Raw genomic sequence first — 25,991 nt, 5'->3', positions numbered from 1 at the left:
TATCTTTGCATCCAATTAAAATCCTTTTAGATTGAGAACGAGAGATGTTAATAAAGAAGAATTAGTTAAACAAAAAACTATAGAAATGATTGTAAAGCATGGCATCGAGGGCTTTGCCATGAACCGCCTCGCCAAGGAATGCGGGATTTCTGTAGCGACTCTTTATATTTATTATGCTGACAAAGAAGATTTAATCAAAAAAATTGGAACTGAAATGGGTACTTATTTTTTTAAAAGTTCCCTTAAAGATTTCTCGCCAGACATGCCTTTTGCAGAAGGTCTAGCCAAACAGTGGGAAAATCGATCAGAGTTTATGCTGAAAAACAAAGATAAAATTGCTTTTTGGGAAATTCTTCAAAATTCTAATTATGGAGAATATATCGTAAACGAAAGCCTGATGGAATTAAAAGAGATTATGACGCAGTTTTTGCATGGAGCAATTGAAAGAAAAGAAATAGTACCCGTATCAAAAGAAGTTTTCTGGAGTATTGCTTATGGACCTTTATATAATTTGCTGCGTTTTCATGAAAAAGGAAAAGGACTTGGAGGCTCCACTCCGTTTAAATTAACAGCCGAAATACAACAAGAAGCATTAAGCTTAGTAATTAAAGCACTAAAACCTTAAATAATTATGTTATGAATGTCTTGATATTTGCAACTAATATAAAAACAGAAAAAAACAAAAGTAAAATCGCAACATTCTTAAATGCAAATAAATCCATTTTGCAATGGAGTATTGATCAGGAAGATATTGATTGTGTACTTAGAATTATAAGCGAAAAACTAAACGCAGGCCAAATAATCGATTTATTAAATTTTCACGATTTTGACTGCAAAGAACTACAATAATATATATGAACGAAAAACAAACTTTGGCTTCCAGTTTTAATGGTTATCAAAAACTGGTTATATTTTTATTAGCTATAACCCAATTTACAGTTGTACTGGATTTCATGGTAATGTCGCCTCTTGGAGATATTATGATGAAAACTTTAAAAATCACGGCCTCTCAATTTGGTGTTGCCGTTTCTGCATATGCCTTCAGCGCCGGAATCTCTGGATTGCTTACAGCTGGTTTTGCAGATAAATTTGACCGAAAAAAAATGCTGCTTTTCTTTTACATCGGTTTTACTATAGGAACATTATTTTGTGCTTTGGCACCTAACTTTTTCCTTTTAGTTGCCGCAAGAATCTTTACCGGATTATTTGGCGGTGTAATTGGTTCTATTTCCCTTGCTATTGTAGCTGATTTATTCAGTTTACAGCAAAGAGGTAAAGTAATGGGATTTATTCAAATGGGATTTGGTGTTAGTCAGGTTCTTGGAATCCCGATTGGTCTATACATTGCAAACGCCTGGGGCTGGCATGTTCCTTTTTTATGGATTGCAGCAATGGCAGCAATTATCACTCTGATTTTGTATTTAAAATTACAGCCTGTAACTGAACACTTAAACTTAAAACAAGAAAAAACGGCCTTAATGCATTTAGTGCATACTATTTCAAAAAAGAATTATCAGATTGGTTTTCTTTCTACTGCCCTGCTTTCTATTGGAGGTTTTATGATGATGCCTTTTGGTAGTGCTTTTGCTATTAACAACCTTAAAGTAACAAATGAGCAATTACCATTATTGTTTATGATTACAGGAATCGCTACTTTATTTACCATGCCTTTTATTGGTAAACTAAGTGATAAGGTAAATAAATTTAAAATCTTTGCTTTTGCAACCGTATCTGCTGTGATTTTAATTAACATTTACTCGCATTTTGGCCCTACGCCTTTCTGGATTGTTTTGGTTATAAATGTATTTATGATGGCAACGATCATGAGCCGAATGGTTCCGTCAACAACTTTAACCTCTGCTATTCCGGATCCGCAGGATCGTGGTGCGTTTATGAGTATTAACTCTTCTTTACAGCAAATGGCTGGAGGTTTTGGCGCCGTAATTGCCGGATTAATTATCTATCAAAAAGACAGTTATGCACCGCTGGAACATTATGATATTTTAGCAATGGTCGCTTCTGCCATTATGTTACTTACGATTTACTTAGTTTTTAAAGTGAGTAAAATTGTGGATAGTAAACCGAATAAATTCTAATTTTTATAGAATACAATCTATATAAAAAAACTCCCAATCAATAATTGGGAGTTTTTTGTTTTGAAACCTAATTCTGAATCTGAGTAATTCTCATATAATCTTTCAAATATTTATCAGGGTCAGATGCAGCATATTCATTTTCGGGTTCCGGAATCTTGTGAATTTTTTGAAATTATTCATCTAAATAAACTTTTCTTGTCCTAAAATAGGTTTATACAAAAGTGTAAACCTATTTTAGGACAAGAAAACCACCTAAAACTATTGTGTTTCCATTCTTTATATTCAGCTTCCGTTTGAATTAATTTCAACCCCTTCTTTGGTTGCAAATCCGCGCGATCGGGAAAAAGTATATTTAGATTTTCAATACTCTCTACTATTTATAAGTTCCAGCATTTTTTCTTCTTTCATGTCTCTCTCAAAATTAAATGAACCTTCAATAAAATAAGAATCAAAACCAAATTCATTTTTAAATTTTGTTGCTTTCAAATCGGGCTGATAAATTAAATTATAATTTGTTTTGAGAGTTTTTGTAAGCCATTTTTTCTTGTAACTTCCGTACTTATTGGTTCTGTAATCTTCTACAATTGTGATTGTATCTTGTTTTACGATTCCAACATTACAATCATACCATTGTTTACGGAGAGTTTTCTCGTAACGTGTATTTTTGATGGTATTGTTTTCTAATTCAAAAATACCTAATGAAATAAGATTGACCCTTTCGCTTAATTTTATTTTTCCGTTTTCTGGGTCTTCTAAAAATACATCTCTTTTTTTATTTATTTCTGCTATGTATAATTCGCCATTATCTGCATAAACACAAAAAGTGATTACTTTGTCTCCTTGATAAACATATACTTTATTAGTCTTTAAATATTTATGATTCAACAAAAAATGATTTTTTTGTTGTTTTTTAAATTCAAAAAAATCATCATAAAAATCAAGATCATTTGCTTTTATTGTGTCTATATTTCTTGAAATTAAATAATTAACATAAGCTTTATGATTTTTTCTTTCTTTTTCTTTCTTCTCCTTATATGAACTACAAGCTATTATAGAGCATACAATCATTGACATTATTATTCTTTTTATCATTTATTTGTTTTTATTTGCATCATTTTTAAATTTTTCTTCTAATAAATAAAATTCCTTTAATAATTTTCCTCGTTCAGACTGTCCTGCATTTAGGTAAGTTTCAAGTCTTTCTGGACTAACTTTATTATTTTTATCATATACAACCTCTAGGTGGTGAAAAGTAGGTATGGTTTTTAATTTATTACTTATATCGTAATTAAACTTGTCTATTTTGTATGCTTCCAGGTCTTTTTGGTGTTGTAATTTAGCCTTTTCATATTCTTCATCAGTAGTATATTTTGATTTCTCAGGGGGCTCAGGTTTTTTTGGTTTATCCTGAGTAGGATTGTTTTTTAGTTGATTACTTATATCGTAATTCATCTTATCAATTTCATACTTTTTTAGATCCTCTTGATATTCTATTTTCTTTTTATTGAATTCCGATTCCCTTTGAAAATCTGACCTTATTGGCTCCTTCGGTTCTTTCGGTTTTTCAGGAAAAGCAATACTGTCGTGCATCGCATTAGTAGGCTAGAATGTGCCATAACCATGTCTGGATTCTGTAGTAAGGTTTCCATAAGCGTCTGTCAACGAAAAAGTTTCCTGTCCGCGGTTTAGTAATACATCAAACAATTACCAGTAATTATAGCTTTGATCATCTTTTATTGTAATCAAAATCTTCATCTAAGATATTTCGAATAGAATCAACATCTGTTCTTTTAAATTTTGAAAAGGGAAAAATTTTGGCATTATACTTTAGTGTTTTATTATATTGTAGTCGTCCCCATGATTGAACATTTATACTATCTATATAAAAGTCATTAAACTTAAACACAACATAAGTCTTTGTATAAAAACCATTGTTTCCTGTAATATCTTTAGAGATAACAAAACCATCTTTATTAGTACTTATCTCTTCATAATAAACAGGCGTATTACACTGCAAAGCGTTTGCATATGTTTTTAAAATTTTACTTATATTATTTACATTTTTACTAATTAAAAGTATGGGAAAATCAAAGTCAGTATTACTAGTAAAGCAATCAGCATCAATTTCGTGATAAGGTTTTAAAACAATAATTGTATCAATTAATTTATCATTATCAAAATCAAAACTTAAAAAAGAATCCTTATAATAATTTGAAAATGTAATCCCATATCTATTTTTATAACCTTGAATTTGTTGTAAGCAATTCTTGTATAAAGAAATATCTATAGGTTTTTTAATTGTATCTTTTAAAACATTATTATTTTCTTTAATTTTTTTTTCAGTTCTATCACATGAGGTAAAAAATATTCCTATTAGAAATATAAGACTAATAAATTTCATATTTTAAATTTTAAATGTTGTCCAAAATAAAGTTCCTGATTTAAAACCTGTTGATTTTAAACTCTCGTGTACCGCTTTATTATTTTGTGAAGCTGTTCTCGCTCCAGAAAAAAAACCACCTTCATTTAAAATTACTCCATCTGCAGTATTTTTGAGAGGATATTCCTCTTTTGAAAAAATAGAATTTATTTTTGCATTTTTATTTACTTTAGCTTTATTGGAATCAACATTCCAAAAATCAATAGCTAAATTTAAATGAGCTTTCGTAATATTAACACTCCTATATTGTTTGAATTTTGGATGATCCAGATCTCCACTTCTAGTGAATAAATCCAATCCATCCCAAAAATAAGATTTACTTGTAGGATCTTCATTTCCCTTTAATACGCTTATCATAGCTGAACGTGCAAAACAATGAGCTTCATTATTTGAGGTTGTTGGAATAATTTTTACTTTATCCAATTCTTTTACTGATGAATAACCAGTTTTAAATAATTGATTGAATGTGTTTTTGCCTTTTCTATATTTAGAATTCAAAGCATTATTGACTGTATGTGCGATCCATAATGCAGTCTCTTTATTACCAGCAATCGAAGCTTCATGAAAAACAAGATAGGCATTATTAATGAACTCTCCATGTTTTATATTTATATCATTTTCTTTTAAAATCTGAATATCATTATATGTAATACTTTCTTCTCCTTTTTCATTTTTAAAAATTGATTTCCCATCACAAACATAAACATCTTCCACGCTTCCTTCATTTTCTACTTCATTTACTTTTCCTTCAAAAGTTCCATCCTCATTATAAAAATGCCCATTTACATATAAAATTCTAGGTAAAAATTTCGATACAGGCGGTTCTTGTGGTTCACCGTAAGTATAATTTTTAGCATAATAATTTATGCTCCCTCCTGAATTAATTTTAATGCTGTTTGCAAAAATTCTTGAAGTTCCGCCTGTAATTTCAGTAATTTTTCCTTTTACAATTCTTGTTCTAGACATATTCTTTTAATTTCAATTTAATAATTTTAATTTTGTGTTGTATCCTCGGTACTATTATTTTGAATATCATTTTTTGAGTGAAATTCAGCATTTTCATTACTTTGCGAAGTAAAATCAGAATGACTTATAGTATTTCTATCTTGTTTTGTTTCAGAATGAAGATCACCATCAATTTGTTCATGAAAAGCTCCTTTTACATGAAGCAGATTATCTCCTGTAACTTGTGTATCCATAATTCCTCCAACCTGTAAAGTTTTATTTATACCTGCAGTTTCGAGAATATTAGTTCCGGCATTCGTTATAATACTTTCAGTAGCATTTATGACTAAGTTTTTGCAATTAAGAGTCAAGGTTTCCGGAACCGTCAAAGTGGTGCTTTTGGTTTCTTCATCCAAATGAATTTCATTTCCGCTTGGGTCAGAAAGCCAGATTCCTGCTTTTTCAACGAATTTGAGCATTTGCCCAAATTTCATTTTTAAGCCTTTAATTAAATTTTTGGGATCAAAAAAATCTGGTTTTTCCATTCCGTTATAAAAACAGGCAGATACGTATGGGCAGTCGGTATTACTGCCTTCAAAACTTACCTGAACTTCTTCGCCGATTTCGGGTATAAAATAATTTCCTTTTCCTGAACCACCGTACGATTGTGCAACGCGCATCCATTCGCTTTTAGAAGCATAAGTATACCAATTGTACTGTACTTTTATACGTCCGATTTTTTCGGGATCGTTATTATCAATCACAACAGCTGACTGGCTTTCGGCTATGGCAAATACATTTACATTGGTATAATGCGGAGCAGTAACATCGGCAGGAATAGCTTTGAAATCGCAGGTATAATTTCCGTTTACCTCAGAGCGGTGTACAATTTCAACTGCCAGTAAATGATGTTCTACTGTTTTGTTTTCTATGGTAAAAGTTTGTCCCAGTCCAATGGGAAAATAAGAGGTACCGCTGTAAAATATACTGTTGGCATCATGACCCGCAGTCTGCATTTTTACCATTTCTTCAATTTCAGCTTTGTTTTGGGCATTGTTGGTGTATGCGCCATTTTCTAACCCCGGACGCACAATATAAGGCTGTTTAAAACCAGCTATCGAGGCAAATCTGTCTCTGCTTCCCTGTGTGGTTTTTTCGGCACCATTTTTTATATTAGAAGCATTGGTATAATCGTAACCGCCAAACGAAGCTTTTTGCGAAATTAAATTTGCTTCAATATTTAATTTATGAAGTGAAGATTCGTTTACAATCCTGATATCGGTATTTTTAATTTTCCCGAACTGCATACGCATTCCATCAAAATAAAACCATTGCGCATATCGTTGAGAAAGACGTTTAAGGAAATCAAAATTGGTCTCGTTATACTGAGTTTTAAATTTAAATTCTTTGGTATAAGTAGGTACGATAGATTCACGCTGATAAAATTCTCCAGAACTTTCTTCGGCAAAAATTTCGAGTCCAATCTGCTGTAAGTTCTTTTCGAGGAAAATTCTGGATTTTGGTCTGTCGTCAAGCGCAATAGTATGGCTGGTTCCAAATACCAGTAAGCCGGCAGGGCTTCCGTCTTCGTCAAGAGAACCTAATTTTGTAATTCTTCCTTTAGACATTAGTCTGATGCCTTTTACTTTAAAAGTAAAAATTACTTCGCTGCCTATATAATTGCTAAAAGCTTTTTCCTGATCATGAGGTTCTATAATTGGTTTTCCGGTATACTGCCAAAAGAAAGAAAAATAATGATGGTCTGCCATTTTTTGAGACAGTTCAAAATTATAATAAATAACATTTTGAGTAAAACCTTCTATAGAAATTTGTACTTGTTCTGAAAATTGTGACATAAGAATATGTTTTTTAGTAATTAATATACTTGTAAACATATCTTTACAAATTTTCAGAAATAGCCGCTAAAAGGTTTTATTGTAACAGAATAAGGTATATTAAAAAAGCTGCTAATTCAACTTAAAAAAAACTCCCAAATAGTATCTAACTTTTTGGGAGCAGTTCAATAATGGGAGTTTTTTGTTTTGAAACCTAATTCTGAATCTGAGTAATTCTCATATAATCTTTCAAATATTTATCAGGGTCAGATGCAGCATATTCATTTTCGGGTTCCGGAATTGAGTGAATTTGTGAATCTGTAATAGCCACTACGGCAGAACAAACGTAGATTCCTATTTTTCCTTCGCTGTATTTAAAATCCAGCAAAGTGAGTTTCACAATATCATTTATAGAAAGTTCGTAATAATTTCCGTAACGAATTATCTTAAAATAAATCTGCTTGTTTTCGTGAATCTCAAATTGATTAGTCTGAATGTTTTCAAAAATGAAATTATTCTTCACATCTTTTTCATTAAATCCCCAAGCTCGAAACTGCACAAAACCATTCATAAAGTCTATTGAAATATAATATCCTGTACCTTCTTTATCACACTCAATTACAAATCCGGTTTTCCCCATTCCTTCTACAGATAAAGTTCCTTCCCAGACAAAATCCATTGATGGTTTTTCGAAGCAGTAAATTTCATAACCGCTTCTGCAGCCAAATCTCCATTTGCTTTCATTTTCTATTTCAAATTCGGCAGTTGGGTTTCCCAAAATCGGAAGCGGCTGAGGAAGATCTTTTTGCTCTATGGTCTTTTGGTATAAATTGTTCCAATGATGATATGACTTCAGCAAAAGTCTTCCGCTTTTATCAATATCGAGTTCTTTTGGAGGCGGAATTACACGATGTGTATTTACGTTTCCATCTGCAAAATAAAAATTATAGAGTAAAAAATGATCGCCGTCTTTTACAACCCTCGCCGCATAATTTCCTTGTGGCAGCAATACATTATTATGAAAAGCACAATATTCTGATTTAAAATCAGGAGCCATCCAATATCTCACTTTAATATCTTCTCTAATCGAACCTAAAAGATAATGCGAACCTTTAATTTCGACCACACAAGGGCATTCAACATCATCATATACATACGGAATATGAAGTGGTTTTTGAAGTACAAAACCTTCTTTCTCCAGTTTCGCAACACCAATACAACCGCGTCTATAAGTTGGTCCGGAAGCGCTTCGGGCACAAATTAACAGGTAATCTTCTCCTTTATAATGGTATTTAAAAGGATCACGAAAACTAATCCATTCCCTCGGATTATTGGATGGGCCTTCATAATGCGGCGCTTCACTTTTAAAGGGCAATCCGTGTAAATTTTCTTTTTTCCAAATAATTAAATCTTTAGAAACTGCCCTTCCTATTTTCTGTTCAATTCCTTTGTCCTGACGTTTGAGTCCTGTATAATACATTTCATATCCTTTTCCACCCGATATTTTACTCACATGCATCGTCCATAACATATCATCATCCCATTCGCCCGGTTCTCCTACCCAAAGAGCATTTTTTACCCTTTTCCAAGAAAGTCCGTCTTTTGATACTGCGTGCGCAATATAATCGTGATTGGGAATAATCAAGTGAAATAAATGATGAATTCCATTTTCGTCTATAAATATATCAACGTCTCCTATTTCCCAGTTGCTGAATCCTGATCCTGAATACATTTTATTACTTATTTAATTGGTTGTTATTTTTTTTTTAAAACACATAGAAACATAGATTTTTTTAGTTGAAAAAGATGTTTCTATTTATCCATGTGTTGATTTTTTCACATTAAACCAACATGGTTATTTAATTATTTTATAATGTTTTAATCCTTCTAAAATCCCTTCGGAAGCAAAGGTTTTGGCAACATAAATACTTTTGCTTGTTTCATATTCTGCCAGTTCTGCACTTCGGTTTCCTACTATAATCCCTTTTACCGGTCCTCTAAACATATCAATATCATTTCCTGAATCTCCGGCAGCAATTACATTACTTAACGGAATGGCCCATTTACGGCATAAAAACTTTATGGCATTTCCTTTTGAAGCCCGTTTGGGAATAAAATCCAGAAACTGTCCGTGACTCGGAATTATATTTACTTTGTACCAGCCTGTTCCTAAAACCCGAATCAGTTCTTCATGATTGTAATGTTCTTTTTCATAGTAATAGGAAATCTTATACGGATTTTGGGCGTTCTCTTCCTGAAGTTTAATCCATTTTATTTCTTTAAGACGATTTACAATATCGTCTCTTTTCCATCTTCCAGCTAAGAATTTAGCCCAGCCTTTATCTAAAATATAATCTTTACCGTTGGTATAATAAATCTCTGTACCAACAGAACAAATTATAAAATCAGGAAGTGGAAATTGTTCTTCGTCAATAACTTTTTTTACAAGCGCCAGGTTTCTGCCGGAAGCCATTGCAAAAGCCATTTTATCAGTACGGTTTACAAGATGCGCTTTTAATTCCTTCAGTCCCGGATTGTTCAGTTTTGGCTCGATCAGCGTGCCGTCAATGTCTGAAACCAATAAATGATCAATTTTTCTTTTTAAACGATCAACATTAATATTGGGATAATGTAGTTTTTTTATTCCCGAGCCCGAGGACAAAGAAAGATTTTCGTTTACCAATTCAACATATTGATTAACATGGCTCAGCCAGCTGTAATGTTTTTGAATGTTTATCGCGCCGTTATTCGAATAATATTTCCATTGATTTTCATCGGTTAGAATATTTCGAAGGGCTTTTTTAATTTGATTTTCGTCTTGCGGATCTACTAATTCTCCGTTTTGACAGACCGGAATAATTTCTGAAGGTCCGCCGTTTTTAGTAACCACTACAGGAAGTCCAGAACTTGCCGATTCTATAACGGTTAAACCAAAGTTTTCATGCAAGGCCAGATTTACAAATACGCCTCGTTTTTCGGCTGCATAACGATAGATAATGGAAACTTCATTTTCGACATCATGTTTTTTTGGAATTGCCATTTTTCCATACAAATCGTACTTATCCATCAGCAATAATAAATCGGTTAAAACGTCTTTTTCAGATTCCGGCATTTTGGCAATGTCCTTACGGATTCCGGCAAAAATGACCAAATTGGCAATACTCTGCAATTCTTTGTCTTTACCATAAACGTCGATAAGTGTATGAAGATTTTTATGTCGGTCTGGTCTTGAAAGCGCCAGTATAAAAGGTTTATGCGGATTGGTCAGGAATTTAGAAATCGTTTCAGAAACCCAGTATTTTCGCTGCGTTTCTTCCATTTGCTTGTCAATATCAGTTTCCTGAAAATAATAAGGAGCAAATTTTCTTGTATCAATTCCGGGAGAAATAGCGTGGTATTTTCCTAATTCAAAGTTTTTATAGACTTTGTAGGTTTCTATTTCCTGTTCTGTCGAAGTAACAATAAATTCAGATAATTCTAATGTTTTTTCTTCGGCAGCAATTCTTTCCTTAAACTTAAATTTTTTATCAAGTTCTTCTTCACTTAAACCGCTTTCGAGCAGTTTTTTCTTTTTGTAAAAGCCAAGCGAATGTCCTGTATGCGCAAAAGGTATATTTAAAACTGCTGATAATTCTGCTGCAGCATATCCCGCATCGCCGTAATGTGAATGAATCCAGTCCGGAAAAATATTATGTGCTTTAATATGCTGTACAACTCCATTTACAAAAGTGTCAAGTCCTTCCCATAATTGCTCTTTGGGTTTGTATTTTTTTCCGAGAAACGGAATTCGGCGTATATCCAATTTTTCATTAACTATTTCAACAGGAACAGCGTATTCTGGTGAAAGCGCCGGATCATCAATCAATCTTGTAAATAAATGTACATGTTCTACATCTTTATGCTGCGATAAAAATTCGGCCAGTTCATATACATATTTCGTTTGTCCGCCATTATCTGCATCCTTTCCTATTTCAAGACCTGACCCTTTTAAAAGTCCGTGTATATTAATTAATGATATTCGTAATTTTTTCATCATTCTTGCATTGTTGTTTAAAAGGTCAAGTTACTATGCCCGCCGCGATATAATTGAAATAATTCCATTTTAAATTTACATAGTTCCCACATCAAAATCAATTGAAGCATTTGATTTATTAAATAATTATCCTTTCTTAAACTAATTATTAGTCCTCAAAAAATATATTTTCATTTTCTATTTTAAGCCATTAATTGCGCTTTTAAATTAAATTTATAGAAAAGATTGTGGTCACATTTATACCTTTACATAATAATATTTACATAAAAACAAAAATGAAACAGGCAATTGTTAATGCCATAATACATACTGGTGAGGAAATAATCGAGAATCAAATCATTATCATCGAGAATGGAACTATTCTTTCGATACAAAAAGAGCTTCCAAATGATATTGAATCGATCGATTTGCAAGGAAAACATATTGGTGCCGGTTTTATAGATATTCAGATAAACGGAGGAGAAAAACATTATTTCAGCCAGAGTCCCAACGAAGAAACGATTCAGGATATTTACGATTCAAGTCTAAAATATGGAACGACACACGTACTTCCTTGTTTAATTTCATCATCTAAAGAAACTATTTTACAAGGAATTGAAGCCACTCGTGATTACATAAACAAACATAATAATGGTGTAATTGGAATGCACTTAGAAGGGCCATTTTTAAATCCTTTAAAACGCGGTGCACATAGTATTGATCAGGTTCGTACACCAACAAATGCGGAACTTGAAGAGATTATCAAATACGGAAAAGATGTTATAAAGGTAATTACCATTGCTCCGGAATGTTTTACTGATGAACAATTAAATATGCTTCTTGAAAGCGGCATAACAATTTCAGCAGGACATTCTACAATGGGTTATAAAGAAGCACAGCATTATTTCTCTAAAGGAATTAATCTCGTTACCCATTTATTTAACGCCATGACACAGTTTGGCCATCGTGAACCTGGTTTGGTTGGTGCTGTTTTTGAAAATGAAAAGGTATATGCTCCTATAATTTTAGACGGTGCGCATTGCGATTATGCTGCCGCAAAAGTGGCGTACAAACTTAAACAGGAAAAATTCTTTTTAATCAGCGATGCTACTTTTCTGGGACGTAAAGTCGAAAACTTTAAATGGGATAATTTTGATGCCCATTTAGAAAACGGTTTTTACAGAAACGAAGACGGAAACTTAGCCGGTGCCACAATTTCGATGCTTGAAGCTGTACAAAACGCTTATAATCATTTAAATGTTTCTGCAGATGAAGCACTAAAAATGGCTGCATCGAGGGTGGCAAGTGCCATTGGTTTGGAAAATAAAATTGGAAAGATAAAGGCAGGATTTCCTGCCAGTTTTGTAAAGTTCAACGATGATTTATCAGAAATAGAAACTTTAAATTTTACTGCATAATCCAGAAATAATATTCAATTAAAAAGCCTTTAAAATCAAACTTTAAAGGCTTTTTAATATGATTATAATATCAAATTTATTTCTTTGGAAGATAAATCCAGAAAATAGTTCCTTCTCCTGGTTTACTTGTAAAATCAATAATTCCGTTATGATTTTCAATAATTCGTCGGCATAAAGCAAGTCCTATACCATTTCCTCCATACTTATCACGTTCATGCAAACGTTGAAACATATCAAAAATTCTATCCGAATATTGGCTGTCCATACCAATTCCGTTATCTTCGATTGAAATGATATGATAATTATCTGTTACCGCCAATTGATTATTATGCGCATTTTCTGCCGAAGAAATGGTTACAGACGGCTGAGAAGTATTAAATTTAAGTGCATTATTAATTAAATTATAAAACAATTGTCGAAGCTGAGTATCGAGTCCAAAAACTTTAGGAAGCGGATTGATGTTAATTATGGCATTCTTTTCTTCTATCACCAGACTTAAATCACCCAAAATTTCAGTGAGAACTCCCTGAAGATCTACTTCCTGAAATTGCTGGTTTTTATTATCTACTCTCGAATAATTAAGTACATCTGTAATTAAATTAGACAATCTTCCTGCCGCGAGAGTTATTCTGTCAAAGTAATATTCCTTTTTTTGATCTTCGCTCAAATGCTGTCCCGCGCGTGAAAGCATTATCATAATTTTTCGAAGTGGTTCCTGCAAATCATGACTGGCAATGTAGGCGAATTGTTCTAGTTCTTTATTTTTAAAAACCAGTTTTGAGTTGGCGCTTTCCAGTTCTTTCTGAATCAATTTCAATTCAGAGTTATCTTTAAGTGTTTCAACAATCATTTTTTGTGCATGAATATCCACAAAATAAACAAGCCAGCTGCTAAAAGTTCCATCTTCTGCTCTGTTTGGAGATATCGAAACCAAATGCCATATGTAATTTGAATTACTTTTAATTCGCATTTCTCCTGAAAATACAGAACGATTGGCTTTTGCTTTATTCCAGCCATCTAAAACGCCTTGAATATCATCTGGATGTACAAAATTATTTAGATTTTTTTTATCAAAAGCCAAAAGTGGAAAATCTAAAAAACTTTCAAGTGATTCATTTGCCAGAAGAACGTTGCTGCGCTCATTGATTACACAGATTAAAATAGGAATGGTATTGGCTAACTGTTTGTATTTATCTTCACTTTCGGCGAGTTTTTCTGAAAGCGCAATCAGTTCTATATTTTTCTTTCTGATTTCGTCGTAAGGAGACAAAGGCGGTTCAAATTTAAAATAATCAATTAAACCTTTTATTTTAGCTTCCGAAAGCAATCCGGGAGATGCCACGAGCTGACTAATTTTTGTTGTAGATTGATTGTTATAAAAACTATATTCGATATTTCCAGAAATTTTTGATGCATAAATAAAGGCATCCGGATTACAGTTTTTTAAATCTATCGTATCTGTAATAATAGCCACTATCTCTTTATGAGCAGCTTTTATAACATTTATTCCAAGTACAAGCAAAGAGTCCTTACCTTTTGCAATAGAACATCTTGCAATTTCTGAAACTGCTGTCGAAAATCTAGTTTGAAAAGAAGAAGGCATACCGCACATTTCAGCAATTTTCATGCATCTTTTGTGGGCTAAAATTAAGTCCATTTCGTTATCAAGATTAATTTTTATGATCTCTTTCATGGTTCTTAAATTATTTTTCCAACAAGAATCGTTGCGTCATCTGTTCCTCTTATATTTTCCTTTAGTAAAGAAGATGCAATTAAATTGGGACTTTGTTTAAAAATAGAAGTCATATCGTTTAAATTCCATCTGGTACGCAAGCCATCACTGTGCATTACAATAATCTGATGTTTTTTGTAAGGAACAATAGTATTATTTAAAGTACGAGGTATATTATGGCCTATAATGCCATTATACGGTGTGTATGTTTTATTTTCTAATCCGTTGTAAATACGAGTATTAATATTTCCGATACCGCAAATACTCCAAATTTCTGATTTATAATCTACTGAAGCTATGGTCGCGACTAATCCTCTGCTTTTTTTTACTACGCTGTGAATATCTCTTAAAATAGCATCGGGTTCAAACTCTACTGACTGTTTAAAAGCTTTAACAGCGAGCTGAACTGCTTCGTTTGCATTTTCTCCATGACCTAAACCATCTCCAACAAATATCTGAAAACCTCTTTTTAAAAATTTAATATGATAAGCATCTCCACAAACTTTTTCACCCGGATAATTTACAGCAATTACTGCATTATTTAGTCCTTTTTGCAAAGGCGGTAAACGAAAATCAGGTTGTTCGCAAATTTTTACATACTGCACACAGCCCCAATTTTTCATTGAATAAATTTGAAAATCGTTACTTAACCTTTTAATAGATCCCAAGCCATGTCCCAGCGTATTCGATGACGAATACCCATCATTCATAATTTTGGAAAGATTTTCAATTCCAATTCCATTATCCAGACAATAAATTTCTATTTCATTTTGTCCTTCTTCTACATTGGCTCTGTAAAGCAGCTCTCCTCCGTTTGCATATTTTATAAGATTCGAAGTTAATTCTGCCACAATAATATCAGTTTCACCAGCTCTGTGAGTAGTAAATCCTAATTGAAGTGCAAGGTTATGAATTTCTCTTTTTATAAAAGCAATAAGGCTTCGGTCATCAATTTTGTAACTGGAAAACGTATTACCCATTTTTCCATTTTATTATAGTAACGGTTGTACCGTTTCCAAGTTCTGTTTTAATATCAAATTCATTGACAAGTCTTTTAGTGCCAGGTAATCCTAAGCCTAAGCTTTTTCCTGTACTGTATCCATCTTTCATAGCTAATCCTACATCTGCTATACCGGGACCTTTATCGATAAAGGTTACGCGCACGCCATTATCACGGCCATTACTGACGGATTCTATAATAACTTTGCCGCCACCGCCATATTTCAATAAATTACGAACAAGTTCACTGGTTGCAGTAATCAGTTTGGTTTGATTTAAAATGCTCATACCAATTTTTACGCCGTACTCCTTTACTCTATTGCGTAACGGTACAACATCTTGCTCTTTTACAATAAAAGCTTCTTCTTTGTTATTCGTTATCGTCGTCATAATCCTGCTCTTCATTTTCGCTAATATGCATTTTTGAGCGCAGTAGATCCATGCCTTTCTCTACATTTAAGGCACTTATAACTCCGTTTAAAGATAATCCTAATTCAACTAATGTTATTGCTACAGCAGGCTGCATTCCTACAACTACTGTTTGTGCATCCATTATTTTCGACATTACAGCTATGTTTCCTAAAATACGACCCATAAAGGAATCAATTATAGAAACTGCCGATATATCAATTAGTACACCTTTTGAACTATTTTTACTAATAGCATTGATTAAGTCTGATTCAAGATTTTCTGCCAGCTGATCGTACAAATCTACTTGTATCGTAACCAGCAGGAAATCTCCCATTTTAAGTATAGGAATTCTTTCCATATTGATAATAAAAATCTAATCTATATTTTTCTCTTTACAACTGTAAGCTGCAACATATCAAACGCCGTTTTAAGTGCGCTGGCAAGTGATGCTTTGGTTATAATACCTGTAAGGTCAATTCCTAAATGTACTACTGTTTGTGCAATTTCCGGACGAATACCGCTTATGATACATTCTGCTCCCATTAATCGAGTTGCACTTACCGTTTTTATTAAATGCTGAGCAACAAGAGAATCTACTGCAGGCACACCTGAAATATCAAGAATCGCAATTGAACTGCCGGTATCTACAATTTGCTGTAAAAGATTTTCCATTACAATTTGTGTTCTTGAACTATCTAAAGTTCCAATGATAGGCAAAGCAACAACACCTTCCCAAACTGTAATTACAGGAGTCGAAATTTCGCTAATTTCATCAACTTGTCTTGATATAACATCTTCTCTTCCTCGCATGAAAGCTTCGAAAGTTAAGATGGTCATATTGTCTAAAATTGAATTCAGCTGTAAGTTTGCATCATATAATTTTGCAGGCTCTTTTATTAACTCTGAAAGAATTTGTGAAGCGGCTTGTTTAAAAGTTATAAGATATTGTGCATTTTCTCTTGGAGAAAAGCCGCGTTTTCCTCTTGAAGATGCAATCCCAACAATAATGTCCTCTACTTTCTCAAATTCTTCCGAATTTTTCAAATCTCCTGAAACAACTAAAGCATTTAAAAATAATGAAGCAAATTCTTTTGATTCTTCTTCTTCTACTGCTCCATCATCAGATCCGCCTTCTATTAAAAGTTGAGACCATATTTTTAGTAATTTATTTTCGTGCTCTTTGAGGCCGCTTAGTAAGTTGTTCTGCATTTTTATTGATTTGGAATTTTCTCTAACAAATATATACTATTTAATTGGTGTTAGGAAAAGAATTACTAAAAACAAAATTTTATAAAAAAAATTAACATTAAAAATTTTAACTATACGATTTTAAAAAGATATTACAAAAAGTGTTAAAATAACAAAAATAACACAATACTTTTTAATCAAACCAAACATCAGCCTGCCATTTTCAAGAACTAAAAAACAACTTGACAGTATGTGAATGTATGCTAATCCTACTGAAAGAAATTATAAAATGCCTTTTTTGTCATTAATTTTAAAATAAAAAAAAAGAGACAGTTTAAAACTGTCTCTTTCCAATCAGAACTCTTTTCAGCATTTCGTGCCGCATTCTAAAACATCTCAGCATCATGATGGAGAGAACTACAAGTTAAACCCAATAGAACTGATCTGTTTTTATTATCCTCTAAAGAGAATAATTCTATTCAAAAAATCAAAAAAACACTCCTAAAGCGTAAAATAGAAGTCTTAGTTAATGAAATTAAACCTGCCTTCAAACATTTGCCCAATAACCGGAATGGGTTTCTTTTGTTCATTTGCAGCATTAATGATTCCGAAAATCCATAAAATGAAAATCACATAACCAATGTAGCTTAAGAAGTAAAGCGAAGGCACTATTGTAACTATAACCGAAAGTAAAATATTCACCACTAAGGAGAAAAGAAAAATTCCAAAACCTTGTTTAAGGTGATAGGTTACAAGATCACTTTTTGGCGATGCGTCTTTGCTTTGTACAAAGGCTACGATCCAGCCAATAATGGTTACGTAGCTCAGGATTGATAAAGTTTTATTATTCATGGTTCTATTATTTGTTACGGGTCAAAAATAGATACAATATAACAGCGCCCAAACCATCACTTTGTCATTGGTAACTTTTAATTGGTATTTGAATAAATTGAACACATAAACCGTCAGGAACTCTCCAAAATTAAATTTCATCTTTCATTAATTTAAAAAACTGCTCTTTCTTTCCTCTCGAAATAGGCACAACGGATTTATCGTTCATATGCACCATTCCTTCGCGGGAATAACTCAAAATCGAGTTTGTATTTATCAAATGCGATTGATGAACCCTGAAAAACATTGGCGGAAGCAAAATATCCTCATAATTCTTTAAAGGTTTAGAAATCATTATCTTTCTCCCGTCTGTTAGAAAAAATGTCGTATACGAACCTGAAGTTTCACATCTCAAAATCTGCTCTAATTTCACAACATACATCGCTTCCTGCGTAGGCAGAACAAGTCGGTCAGGATTTTTGGATAAATTCGAGTGTAATTCTGTAATCTGCTGTTTTTCTAAAACCCTTTCTTCAAGAATAGCAATACGCTCTATGGCGGTTTTTAATTCCTGCGGATCAATTGGTTTTAAGAGATAATCTACAGCACTGTATTTAAATGCATTAATGGCGTGCTGTTCAAAAGCCGTTGTAAATATCAAATGAAACGAATTAAACGAAATTTGCTGCAATACTTCAAAACCGGTTCCGTCTTTCAGCATAATATCCATAAAAACCAAATCAGGTTTTAATCTGTCAATCAATTTTACCGCTTCGGCCACACTTTCGGCATAACCCACAATTTGAATAGTATCACCTGAAACCATTTCGAGCATAATCGACAAAGCCTCTCTTAACCGATGTTCGTCTTCAATAATTATCGTTTTATAAATCATGATAAAATGGGGATATTTAAAATTACTATACATCCGTGATTATCCGTTTCAGGATCACGTTCCTTAATTGCAAACCCGGCATTAGGATTTTCTTTCTTCATTTTAGACAATCTTTCGTCAGTAATTGTGGTCGAAAGTGATTGATGTGTATCGTTTATTTTTAACTTTCGCGAAGCCGTTAATCCAATTCCGTTATCTTTTATTGTGCAGATTAAACTCTGCTGTTCTTCATCTTCTTTAAAATAAATTTCGATCAAACCCTTTACGCTGTTTTCCTGGGGCTTTAAACCATGTTCGACTGCATTTTCTATAAACGGCTGAATCAATAATGGCGGTATTAAAACATCAGTTTCAACATTTTCATCACATTTAATAATATAATCAAAACCATTATTTAGACGAAGCTGCTGCAATTCGATATAATTTTTTAAAGTGCTGATTTCCTCTTCAAGCGAAATGGTTTCTTTTCTCGACTGCTCTAAAACCTGTCTTGTCAGCTTCGCAAATTTATTTAAATATGAAACCGCAGGAATGGTATCTTTTTGTAAAATCATACTTTGGATATTCCCTAAAGCATTAAAAATAAAATGCGGATCCATTTGCGAACGCAGTAATCTTCTTTCGAGAGACAATCGTGCCGCCAGATTTTCGATGGTTTCTTTTTCCATCAGCTGCATTTTAAGTTCGTTATGAACCTGTTCCTGCTGTAGAAAATCTTCTCTGTTTTGATAATAACGCTGGCGGTAATAATACGAACGAAACATAAATACAAGACCAATTAACAATACTCCCGCAATACCGTAACCTAACAGTTTATTTTTCTGTTCCAGTTCATTTTCTAGTTCCAGCTGTTTGATTCTTTCTGCTTTTTTAGAAGATTCATACCGGGCATCTGCATTTTGAAGCAGCGCCTGTGTTGATTCCTTATATTTTAACTGTGTGAATTTTGAATAAAGTGTATCATAACCATAATACGCCTGAAAATCTTTTCTCTTTACCGCAACATCTTTTAAACAGCTGTAAAAAGTGGCAAAAAGATAATTGTCTGTATACGGCAGGCTTTTTTGATAATTAATTCCTTCAATAAAAAGAAGTTCCGCTTTTATATAATCACCCTTTTGCATAAAATAATACCCTTTGAGACCAATGGCACTTCTTAGAATAATTTTTACATCGTACTTTTTGGCAATATTCTCTGCTTTTTCCAGATTCATCAAAAAAGCTTTTTCATCTATGGGTTTTGGTCCCTTTGTATAAAGATCAGCCAAGTTTACATAAGCAATTCCAATGTTGCTTTTGCTCACAATTTTATCTGCATTCGCTTCTGTTAAAGAAACCGTTTCCTTAAAAAAATTTATTGCCGTTTCCCATTCTCCTATTCCTTCTGTTTCTAAATTATCGGTTAAAAAACTTCCAAAAGCCAGTCTTGCATACAATTGACTTTCAGGATCTCCTGATTTTGAAGCATGAATCATGGCTTCTCTGGCATATTTTTCAACTTTGGTTGGTGATGCCGGAGAAAACAAATATGAAATATCCGAAGCAATCTTAGCACATTGATCGTGCGCGTTGACTTTAGAAAATAATGTATAGCCTTCCAATAAATAATTCAGTGCCTGGGGCTTATCTTCAATATATGATTTTAAAGCTCCCATTGCTACTGATGCATGAGCTTTTACCCTAATCTTTGTTATATTTTGTGAAAGATAAAAAGCCGTATCCGCATAATGCATAAATTCTTTTAAATGAAGTAACCGCCTTTGGGTCAGTGCCAAATAAGAATAGCAAATTACTTCGTCTTCTTTGTTCTTATTTTTTTGAGCGAGATTAAGTGCCTGTTTCTGAATTTTTAGAGAGGAAACGGTATCCGAAAAACGTTTGGCATATCCTTCTGCTGCCATTTTTTCGATAGGAGAAATATTTTGCGCCTGAATTTTGAATGCCGATAAAAACAAAAACAAAACATAAAAAAGCCGTTTTTGTTTTCTGAAATTTTGAAGAGTGATTGTAATTTTTCGAAGCATAATTAGTGGTAATTGACGGCAAAGTACAAATTGTCAATATACAAACCAAACATTTTACATGTGTTTTTAAAGGATAAAACTCTTACTTACAACCTCTTAATTTAAAGCTGTAAAACCGCATTGTTCCTGATATATTTCAAAATTAACCAAATAAAAATCTAAACGCTCCATTTACCAATTCGTAATTGTTAATGGATTTAGTATGAAGTAATCTTGCTGTATAAAATAATTTTAAAATCAAATTTATTATGAATAAGAAAATCCTTTCATTACTAGTAATCTGCTTTTGTTTTCTAACACAAATTTCGTTTGGGCAAAGTGATGATAAACGCACAAAAATTGAAATCACGGTAAAAGACGGAAACAAAACGATTACGGTTCCTATACGTTCGGCTACGGTTTCCTTTACGAAAGGAACCAATTATAAAGATCCTGAAGATAAAACAGATAACAGAAGCTATTATTTCTCTCTTGATTTTGAAAAACAGGATATTAATTTACTACGTGCTTTTGCAACCAGTAAAAACGGTCTTGACGGGCAAATTACAATGGTGGATACGTATGGAAAAACGCCAGCGAGAAAATTTGAATTTAAAGGAGCTAAATTAGACAGTTTAAGCGATCAGCTTACCGGAGATTATTCTAGCTCTTATTTTTCTTTGTATTGTAGCCTCATAATCATAGATGGTGTAACCATACAATAAATTATAATGACGCATTTAAAATATTTTGAAAAAAACGGCAGTCAATATACCATGAAAAGAGAATATGGTTTTGGGATCATAGTGAGCGCAGGAATGGCGGCTTTTGCTGCAGCTGGTCTATGGCTCACCGAAATGATTATGTTTTGGATTTTTGGTATTCTCGCTGTTTTGTGCTTTATTTCAATTTGGATGAAACACGTGAGTATTGACATGGACAGAAAAGAAATAACCGCAAAAATTGGTTTCATAAATCCGTTGGTTCGTATTCCGTTGAAAGATTTTCAAAACTTCGAATTAGTACGTATTACGCAATATATGATTACTACAAATACTTCTCTGAATGCCTATTATTTAAAAGACGGAAAGGAAAAATGTGTCATGATTGCGCAAGCTTTTACCAGCAGAAAAATTCAAAATCTGGCCAATGAAATTGATGAAATACTAAGAAGCAATGAACATTCGTGAAAAATATAATATAACAGAATCAGCCCATTATTTTTCATTCCAGCCTGTTAAACCGCTGCAAAAAATATCGCAGTGGTTTTTGGCTGGTATTATCACTGCAGCAATTGTACTGCCAATTTTTGAAGAAAGACTGGGCGAAGTATGGTTTTATTCTCTTTACATCTTATTAGCTTATGGCATACTGCATAGTTTGTATGATATTTACATCAGAGCCCGAATCAGGTATACTTTTGACCGCAGAAATAATGCGATTTACAAAATAACACCATTATTACCTGATAAAAAAATCATGAAATTAGAGGAAGCCGTTATCTTTGTAAGTTCTGAAATGGGAAGCTGGCATTATAGTTTAGGTGCCAGAAAAAGTCATTTTATCAAAAACTATTTCATCAGTGAAAACTTCAGCTCAGGCAGAAAAAGCGATCAAAAACAAGCCGACTATGAAAACTATATCCTGTCGAAATTAAATCAGCTGATAGCGTCTGTTCAATCTGTACAATCTTAATTATTTTTATATATGAAAATCCAGAAAATTTTTGCCTTATTATTTATTTCAAGCCTTTTACTTTCATGTAATCTTTTTACAGACAGTTCTCCAAACAGAGTTTTTGAACTAATTGGTTTAAATGCCAATAAAATTCCGCAAAGCTTTGAGCGTGTTTTTAAAGAATACTATCAGCAAAAACAAGATGGAAGTTTACAGGCCCTTGCCGATGATCAAAAATCGATGCGTTCTTCTAATTGTGTCGAAGCTGTTAATTTTTATTACGGAAACACGTTCAAAGAAGACATCAAAAAAATTAATGCCCTAAGCAAAACCGATGAAACAGAACCAATTATTAAAGCCGGAATTGAATTATTTGAATATGCACAGGAAATTCAAACCAATGATTTCCCAAAAATTGCCAAAATGATTGATGACGGAAAAAGTCAGGAAGAAATCAATCTTGCGGCAAAACAGCTTGACGATACAAAAGGCATCGAACTGGATAAAAAATACAAAAAAGTAATGGATTTGCTTATACCTTATGCTGATAAACACGGTGTAGAATATAAAAGATTTTAAAGAAAGTTATGAGTAATAAGTTTTAAAAACCAGATAACTCATGATTCATTTTAAACCAGCTTATTTATCAAATAAAAAGGCAGATGAAATAATTCATCTGCCTTTTAAATTTTATTAAATCAGAGATAAGCAAAGCCTAACTCATAACTAAAAATTACCACCCTTTAACAGCACCGCCTTTAAATTCGTTCTCCGCTGCTTTTTCTACTTCAGCAGATTGGAAAGCTTGTAAAAACTGTTTTACTTTCTCTTCGTTTTTATTGTCTTCACGGCTTACTACTAAGTTTACATAAGGTGAATCTTTATCTTCTACAAACAAAGCATCACGTGACGGAACTAATCCGGCCTGAGAAGCAAAAGTATTGTTGATAATAGCAACAGCAACATTTGCATCGTCTAAAGCACGAGGTAACTGAGGAGCTTCTAACTCTAATATTTTTAAGTTTTTAGGATTACTTACTATATCTGTTACTTTAGGTAATAATCCAACACCTTCTTTCAATTTTAATAAACCGTTTTTCTCTAAAAGTAATAAAGAACGGCCTCCGTTTGTTGGATCATTTGGAATAATAATCGTGCTTTCATTTTTTAATTCCGAAAGGCTTTTGATTTTTTTAGAATAACCTGCAATCGGGTAAACAAATGTTTTTCCAATTATAGCTAATTTATAACCACGTTGTTTTGACTGCTCATCTAAATAGGGTTTATGCTGAAAAGCATTCACATCAATATCTCCTTGATTCAGCGCTTCGTTTGGAACTACATAATCGTTAAAAGAAACCAATTCAACTTCAAGTCCAAATTTTTCTTTTGCTACTTTTTTAGCTGCTTCTGCCACTTTTAATTCAGGTCCGGCCGCAACTCCCACTTTAATATAATGTGGATCGTTTTCTTTACTTTTTCCGCAATTAGCCACAACAAGTGACAAAGCAATAATTCCGGCTGTTTTTAAAAGATTTATTTTCATAATACTCTATTTTAATTTTTAATTCCTAATTTTTAATTGATAATTACCTGTGGTCGAATCGTTTTGACAAAGCGTCTCCGGTAAACTGAATCAGAAACACCAAAAGCACCAATAAAGCCAAAACCGAATTCATCGTTACGGCATCATAACCAATATATCCATACTGATATCCTACTTGTCCTAAACCGCCTGCTCCAACTGCTCCGCCCATTGCAGAATAACCTACAAGGGTAATTAAGGTAATCGATGCTGCGTTTATTAAAGAAGGCAAAGCTTCTGGAAGTAATACTTTATATACAATCTGTAAAGGTGTTGCACCTAAAGCTCTTGCCGCTTCGATTAATCCTGACGGAAGTCCTAATAAACTGTTCTCAACCAGACGCGCAATAAACGGAGCCGCGCCAATACTCAACGGTACCAAAGCAGCGCTTACGCCAATAGAAGTTCCCACAATGGCACGTGTAAACGGAATCATCCAAACGATTAAAATAATAAACGGAATAGAACGAAAAACGTTTACCAAAACCGATAAAGTTCTATTTAAAGCCGGTTGTTCCAGTATTTGATTTTTTCGGGTAAGGAAAAGCAAAACTCCCGTTGGAAGTCCGATTAGAAAACCAAAAAAGCCCGACACAAATGTCATCACAATGGTTTCCCAGGTTCCTTTTAATAATAATTCAATTAGAGAATCAGACATAACCTATAATTTCTGTTTTAATATGTTTTGAAATAAAATATTGAATCGCGGCGTCGTAGTTTTCGCGTTTTCCTGATAATTCAATCAGCATCACGCCAAAATTCACATCTCCCGCCTGATCCATCTGTGCGCTTACAATTTTGAAATTGGTATCAAACAATCTCGAAACCTCTGAAATAACAGGCTCATTAACTGATTTTCCGGTCATTTCAAGCTTCAATAAAGGATTTAAACTTCCGTTATCTGTCTTTTGCAATTTATCCTGATACACGGCTGGAATTTCCAAATGAAGTGACGAAGCAATAAATTCTCTTGTCAATTCATGTTTTGGATCAGCAAAAATTTCGCCTACACTGCCCTGCTCTATTAATTTTCCGTGGCTGATTACCGCAACTTCATCACAAATTGATTTTACAACTTCCATTTGATGCGTAATCAATAAAATGGTAATATTTAAACGACGGTTAATATCTTTCAGCAAATTCAAAATAGAACGCGTTGTAGCCGGATCAAGAGCACTTGTCGCTTCATCACACAATAAAACTTTTGGATTATTAGCCAAAGTTCTGGCAATCGCCACTCTTTGTTTCTGTCCTCCGGAAAGACTTGCCGGATAATCATTTGCTTTTTCGGCTAAACCAACCAATTGCAGTAATTCCATAACACGCGTTTTGATTTCACCTTTTGGAGTTCCTGCTAATTCAAGCGGAAAAGCTGCGTTTTCAAAAACAGTTCTGGAAGAAAGCAGATTAAAATGCTGAAAAATCATTCCAATTTGTCTTCTTTCAATTGCTAATTCAGCGTTTGAAAGCTGCATCAAAGCTTTTCCGTCTACGATAATTTCTCCATAAGTGGGTCTTTCCAAAAGATTCACACATCGAATAAGAGTACTTTTCCCTGCTCCCGAAGTTCCAATTACGCCAAAGATTTTCCCCGGCGGAACGGTAAGCGAAACATCCGATAAGGCTGCAACAACCCTGTCTTTCTGATGAAAAGTTTTGGTAACATTTTTTAATTCAATCATTTGTTCAAATTCAAATTTTAAAACAAAAAAGCCTTTCAAATCTTCATGAAAGGCTTTTTGAAATAAATAGTATTATTTTATATATAAGCCAGATCAGTGAATTTCATACCATGAGTACAGCACATCATACTGCTGCTATAATAATAATTCAAATTCTGGTTCTTGTTTCTCATTGCGGTTGCAAATTTAAACAGATAATTTTAATTTTTATGCATAAAACACAAAACTTTTATTAACCTATC

At 33.1% G+C, this 25,991-nt stretch carries 26 protein-coding genes; 8 read left to right on the top strand and 18 right to left on the bottom strand.

All coding sequences use genetic code 11. The annotated features are described in order from the left end of the window. Positions 1 to 31 precede the first annotated feature (31 nt). The 3 genes from L1276_RS23845 to L1276_RS23835 are packed head-to-tail and all read left to right on the top strand — an operon-like array spanning position 32 to position 2,096. The gene (locus tag L1276_RS23845) at positions 32 to 625 is read left to right on the top strand and encodes a TetR/AcrR family transcriptional regulator (RefSeq protein ID WP_253792227.1); all 594 of its coding nucleotides are present in this window, start codon (positions 32 to 34) and stop codon (positions 623 to 625) included. A gap of 11 nt (positions 626 to 636) precedes the next feature. Next, positions 637 to 849, top strand: coding sequence for a hypothetical protein (locus L1276_RS23840; RefSeq protein WP_253792224.1), 213 nt, complete (start codon positions 637 to 639; stop codon positions 847 to 849). A gap of 5 nt (positions 850 to 854) precedes the next feature. After that, the gene (locus L1276_RS23835; RefSeq protein ID WP_253792221.1) at positions 855 to 2,096 is read left to right on the top strand and encodes an MFS transporter; all 1,242 of its coding nucleotides are present in this window, start codon (positions 855 to 857) and stop codon (positions 2,094 to 2,096) included. 360 nt (positions 2,097 to 2,456) lie between these two features. On the opposite strand, the gene L1276_RS23830 is transcribed toward L1276_RS23835, so the two are convergent. The 7 genes from L1276_RS23830 to L1276_RS23800 form a co-directional block, all read right to left on the bottom strand. Further along, positions 2,457 to 3,188, bottom strand: coding sequence for a hypothetical protein (locus L1276_RS23830; RefSeq protein WP_253792218.1), 732 nt, complete (start codon positions 3,186 to 3,188; stop codon positions 2,457 to 2,459). Next, entirely contained in the window at positions 3,189 to 3,686 is a 498-nt protein-coding gene (locus L1276_RS23825) for a hypothetical protein (RefSeq protein WP_253792216.1), read from the bottom strand. Between the two features lie 136 nt (positions 3,687 to 3,822). Then, positions 3,823 to 4,497, bottom strand: coding sequence for a hypothetical protein (locus L1276_RS23820; RefSeq protein ID WP_253792213.1), 675 nt, complete (start codon positions 4,495 to 4,497; stop codon positions 3,823 to 3,825). Positions 4,498 to 4,500: 3 nt separating this feature from the next. Then, complete coding sequence (locus L1276_RS23815) at positions 4,501 to 5,502, bottom strand: hypothetical protein (protein WP_253792212.1); 1,002 nt, start codon at positions 5,500 to 5,502, stop codon at positions 4,501 to 4,503. A gap of 26 nt (positions 5,503 to 5,528) precedes the next feature. After that, positions 5,529 to 7,337, bottom strand: a complete 1,809-nt coding sequence (locus L1276_RS23810; protein WP_253792209.1) for a type VI secretion system Vgr family protein — start codon at positions 7,335 to 7,337, stop codon at positions 5,529 to 5,531. A 193-nt stretch (positions 7,338 to 7,530) separates the two neighbouring features. Then, positions 7,531 to 9,048, bottom strand: coding sequence for a glycosyl hydrolase family 32 (locus tag L1276_RS23805; RefSeq protein WP_253792206.1), 1,518 nt, complete (start codon positions 9,046 to 9,048; stop codon positions 7,531 to 7,533). A gap of 123 nt (positions 9,049 to 9,171) precedes the next feature. Further along, the gene (locus L1276_RS23800; protein ID WP_253792205.1) at positions 9,172 to 11,352 is read right to left on the bottom strand and encodes an HAD-IIB family hydrolase; all 2,181 of its coding nucleotides are present in this window, start codon (positions 11,350 to 11,352) and stop codon (positions 9,172 to 9,174) included. Between the two features lie 272 nt (positions 11,353 to 11,624). Between L1276_RS23800 and nagA the strand changes: the two genes are divergently transcribed. Further along, entirely contained in the window at positions 11,625 to 12,746 is a 1,122-nt protein-coding gene (nagA, locus tag L1276_RS23795; protein WP_253792203.1) for an N-acetylglucosamine-6-phosphate deacetylase, read from the top strand. Positions 12,747 to 12,822: 76 nt separating this feature from the next. On the opposite strand, the gene L1276_RS23790 is transcribed toward nagA, so the two are convergent. From L1276_RS23790 to L1276_RS23755, 8 genes are all read right to left on the bottom strand, one after another. Beyond that, complete coding sequence (locus L1276_RS23790; protein ID WP_253792201.1) at positions 12,823 to 14,439, bottom strand: ATP-binding protein; 1,617 nt, start codon at positions 14,437 to 14,439, stop codon at positions 12,823 to 12,825. A 5-nt stretch (positions 14,440 to 14,444) separates the two neighbouring features. Next, positions 14,445 to 15,458, bottom strand: a complete 1,014-nt coding sequence (locus tag L1276_RS23785) for an ATP-binding protein (protein WP_253792198.1) — start codon at positions 15,456 to 15,458, stop codon at positions 14,445 to 14,447. Next, positions 15,451 to 15,867 (bottom strand): anti-sigma regulatory factor, encoded by a 417-nt coding sequence (locus tag L1276_RS23780; protein WP_253792196.1) that lies wholly within the window; start codon positions 15,865 to 15,867, stop codon positions 15,451 to 15,453. Before L1276_RS23780 ends, L1276_RS23785 begins: the two co-directional genes overlap by 8 nt. Beyond that, positions 15,848 to 16,246 carry an STAS domain-containing protein gene (locus tag L1276_RS23775; protein WP_253792193.1) on the bottom strand — a complete coding sequence of 133 codons (399 nt, stop codon included), beginning with the start codon at positions 16,244 to 16,246 and terminating at the stop codon, positions 15,848 to 15,850. The genes L1276_RS23780 and L1276_RS23775 overlap by 20 nt, the downstream gene beginning before the upstream one ends. A 20-nt stretch (positions 16,247 to 16,266) precedes the next feature. After that, a complete protein-coding gene (locus tag L1276_RS23770) occupies positions 16,267 to 17,097 on the bottom strand; it encodes an STAS domain-containing protein (RefSeq protein WP_253792191.1) in 831 nt (276 codons plus the stop codon). A gap of 501 nt (positions 17,098 to 17,598) precedes the next feature. Then, positions 17,599 to 17,928, bottom strand: coding sequence for a DUF4870 domain-containing protein (locus L1276_RS23765; RefSeq protein ID WP_253792188.1), 330 nt, complete (start codon positions 17,926 to 17,928; stop codon positions 17,599 to 17,601). A 130-nt stretch (positions 17,929 to 18,058) separates the two neighbouring features. Further along, on the bottom strand, positions 18,059 to 18,802 hold the full coding sequence (locus tag L1276_RS23760) for a LytTR family DNA-binding domain-containing protein (RefSeq protein ID WP_253792186.1): 744 nt from the start codon (positions 18,800 to 18,802) through the stop codon (positions 18,059 to 18,061). After that, positions 18,799 to 20,703, bottom strand: a complete 1,905-nt coding sequence (locus tag L1276_RS23755) for a sensor histidine kinase (protein WP_253792184.1) — start codon at positions 20,701 to 20,703, stop codon at positions 18,799 to 18,801. Before L1276_RS23755 ends, L1276_RS23760 begins: the two co-directional genes overlap by 4 nt. Before the next feature lie 371 nt (positions 20,704 to 21,074). Between L1276_RS23755 and L1276_RS23750 the strand changes: the two genes are divergently transcribed. From L1276_RS23750 to L1276_RS23735, 4 genes are read left to right on the top strand one after another with little or no spacing between them, the layout of a single operon-like run. Beyond that, a complete protein-coding gene (locus L1276_RS23750; protein ID WP_253792182.1) occupies positions 21,075 to 21,530 on the top strand; it encodes a hypothetical protein in 456 nt (151 codons plus the stop codon). Positions 21,531 to 21,536: 6 nt separating this feature from the next. After that, positions 21,537 to 21,995: a hypothetical protein gene (locus L1276_RS23745; protein ID WP_253792180.1), complete on the top strand. Its 459-nt coding sequence runs from the start codon at positions 21,537 to 21,539 to the stop codon at positions 21,993 to 21,995. Continuing rightward, complete coding sequence (locus tag L1276_RS23740; protein ID WP_253792178.1) at positions 21,982 to 22,500, top strand: hypothetical protein; 519 nt, start codon at positions 21,982 to 21,984, stop codon at positions 22,498 to 22,500. The genes L1276_RS23745 and L1276_RS23740 overlap by 14 nt, the downstream gene beginning before the upstream one ends. Positions 22,501 to 22,512: 12 nt before the next feature. Continuing rightward, complete coding sequence (locus L1276_RS23735; RefSeq protein WP_253792176.1) at positions 22,513 to 23,061, top strand: hypothetical protein; 549 nt, start codon at positions 22,513 to 22,515, stop codon at positions 23,059 to 23,061. Positions 23,062 to 23,215: 154 nt separating this feature from the next. Here the strand turns inward: L1276_RS23735 and metQ are convergent, their stop codons facing one another. Genes metQ through metN form a run of 3 tightly spaced genes read right to left on the bottom strand, consistent with a single transcriptional unit; the run spans position 23,216 to position 25,749 of the window. Then, a complete protein-coding gene (gene metQ, locus L1276_RS23730) occupies positions 23,216 to 24,028 on the bottom strand; it encodes a methionine ABC transporter substrate-binding lipoprotein MetQ (protein ID WP_253792174.1) in 813 nt (270 codons plus the stop codon). A gap of 43 nt (positions 24,029 to 24,071) precedes the next feature. Then, a complete protein-coding gene (gene metI / locus L1276_RS23725) occupies positions 24,072 to 24,725 on the bottom strand; it encodes a methionine ABC transporter permease MetI (RefSeq protein ID WP_253792172.1) in 654 nt (217 codons plus the stop codon). Then, positions 24,718 to 25,749 (bottom strand): methionine ABC transporter ATP-binding protein MetN, encoded by a 1,032-nt coding sequence (gene metN, locus L1276_RS23720; protein WP_253792170.1) that lies wholly within the window; start codon positions 25,747 to 25,749, stop codon positions 24,718 to 24,720. Before metN ends, metI begins: the two co-directional genes overlap by 8 nt. Between the last annotated feature and the right edge of the window lie 242 nt (positions 25,750 to 25,991).

It is taken from the genome of Flavobacterium sp. HSC-32F16, assembly GCF_024171645.1.
Taxonomy (GTDB): domain Bacteria; phylum Bacteroidota; class Bacteroidia; order Flavobacteriales; family Flavobacteriaceae; genus Flavobacterium.
Note: the sequence above shows the minus strand (reverse complement) of the source record. Positions and strands in the feature narration are given on the sequence as shown.

Bases quoted from the DNA above. Each gene is read 5' to 3' on its own strand.
- L1276_RS23840 (WP_253792224.1), top strand. From the start codon at position 637: ATGAATGTCTTGATATTTGCAACTAATATAAAAACAGAAAAAAACAAA.
- L1276_RS23835 (WP_253792221.1), top strand. From the start codon at position 855: ATGAACGAAAAACAAACTTTGGCTTCCAGTTTTAATGGTTATCAAAAA.
- L1276_RS23830 (WP_253792218.1), bottom strand. From the start codon at position 3,188: ATGATAAAAAGAATAATAATGTCAATGATTGTATGCTCTATAATAGCT.
- L1276_RS23825 (WP_253792216.1), bottom strand. From the start codon at position 3,686: ATGCACGACAGTATTGCTTTTCCTGAAAAACCGAAAGAACCGAAGGAG.
- L1276_RS23820 (WP_253792213.1), bottom strand. From the start codon at position 4,497: ATGAAATTTATTAGTCTTATATTTCTAATAGGAATATTTTTTACCTCA.
- L1276_RS23815 (WP_253792212.1), bottom strand. From the start codon at position 5,502: ATGTCTAGAACAAGAATTGTAAAAGGAAAAATTACTGAAATTACAGGC.
- L1276_RS23810 (WP_253792209.1), bottom strand. From the start codon at position 7,337: ATGTCACAATTTTCAGAACAAGTACAAATTTCTATAGAAGGTTTTACT.
- L1276_RS23805 (WP_253792206.1), bottom strand. From the start codon at position 9,048: ATGTATTCAGGATCAGGATTCAGCAACTGGGAAATAGGAGACGTTGAT.
- L1276_RS23800 (WP_253792205.1), bottom strand. From the start codon at position 11,352: ATGATGAAAAAATTACGAATATCATTAATTAATATACACGGACTTTTA.
- nagA (WP_253792203.1), top strand. From the start codon at position 11,625: ATGAAACAGGCAATTGTTAATGCCATAATACATACTGGTGAGGAAATA.
- L1276_RS23790 (WP_253792201.1), bottom strand. From the start codon at position 14,439: ATGAAAGAGATCATAAAAATTAATCTTGATAACGAAATGGACTTAATT.
- L1276_RS23785 (WP_253792198.1), bottom strand. From the start codon at position 15,458: ATGGGTAATACGTTTTCCAGTTACAAAATTGATGACCGAAGCCTTATT.
- L1276_RS23780 (WP_253792196.1), bottom strand. From the start codon at position 15,867: ATGACGACGATAACGAATAACAAAGAAGAAGCTTTTATTGTAAAAGAG.
- L1276_RS23775 (WP_253792193.1), bottom strand. From the start codon at position 16,246: ATGGAAAGAATTCCTATACTTAAAATGGGAGATTTCCTGCTGGTTACG.
- L1276_RS23770 (WP_253792191.1), bottom strand. From the start codon at position 17,097: ATGCAGAACAACTTACTAAGCGGCCTCAAAGAGCACGAAAATAAATTA.
- L1276_RS23765 (WP_253792188.1), bottom strand. From the start codon at position 17,928: ATGAATAATAAAACTTTATCAATCCTGAGCTACGTAACCATTATTGGC.
- L1276_RS23760 (WP_253792186.1), bottom strand. From the start codon at position 18,802: ATGATTTATAAAACGATAATTATTGAAGACGAACATCGGTTAAGAGAG.
- L1276_RS23755 (WP_253792184.1), bottom strand. From the start codon at position 20,703: ATGGCAGCAGAAGGATATGCCAAACGTTTTTCGGATACCGTTTCCTCT.
- L1276_RS23750 (WP_253792182.1), top strand. From the start codon at position 21,075: ATGAATAAGAAAATCCTTTCATTACTAGTAATCTGCTTTTGTTTTCTA.
- L1276_RS23745 (WP_253792180.1), top strand. From the start codon at position 21,537: ATGACGCATTTAAAATATTTTGAAAAAAACGGCAGTCAATATACCATG.
- L1276_RS23740 (WP_253792178.1), top strand. From the start codon at position 21,982: ATGAACATTCGTGAAAAATATAATATAACAGAATCAGCCCATTATTTT.
- L1276_RS23735 (WP_253792176.1), top strand. From the start codon at position 22,513: ATGAAAATCCAGAAAATTTTTGCCTTATTATTTATTTCAAGCCTTTTA.
- metQ (WP_253792174.1), bottom strand. From the start codon at position 24,028: ATGAAAATAAATCTTTTAAAAACAGCCGGAATTATTGCTTTGTCACTT.
- metI (WP_253792172.1), bottom strand. From the start codon at position 24,725: ATGTCTGATTCTCTAATTGAATTATTATTAAAAGGAACCTGGGAAACC.
- metN (WP_253792170.1), bottom strand. From the start codon at position 25,749: ATGATTGAATTAAAAAATGTTACCAAAACTTTTCATCAGAAAGACAGG.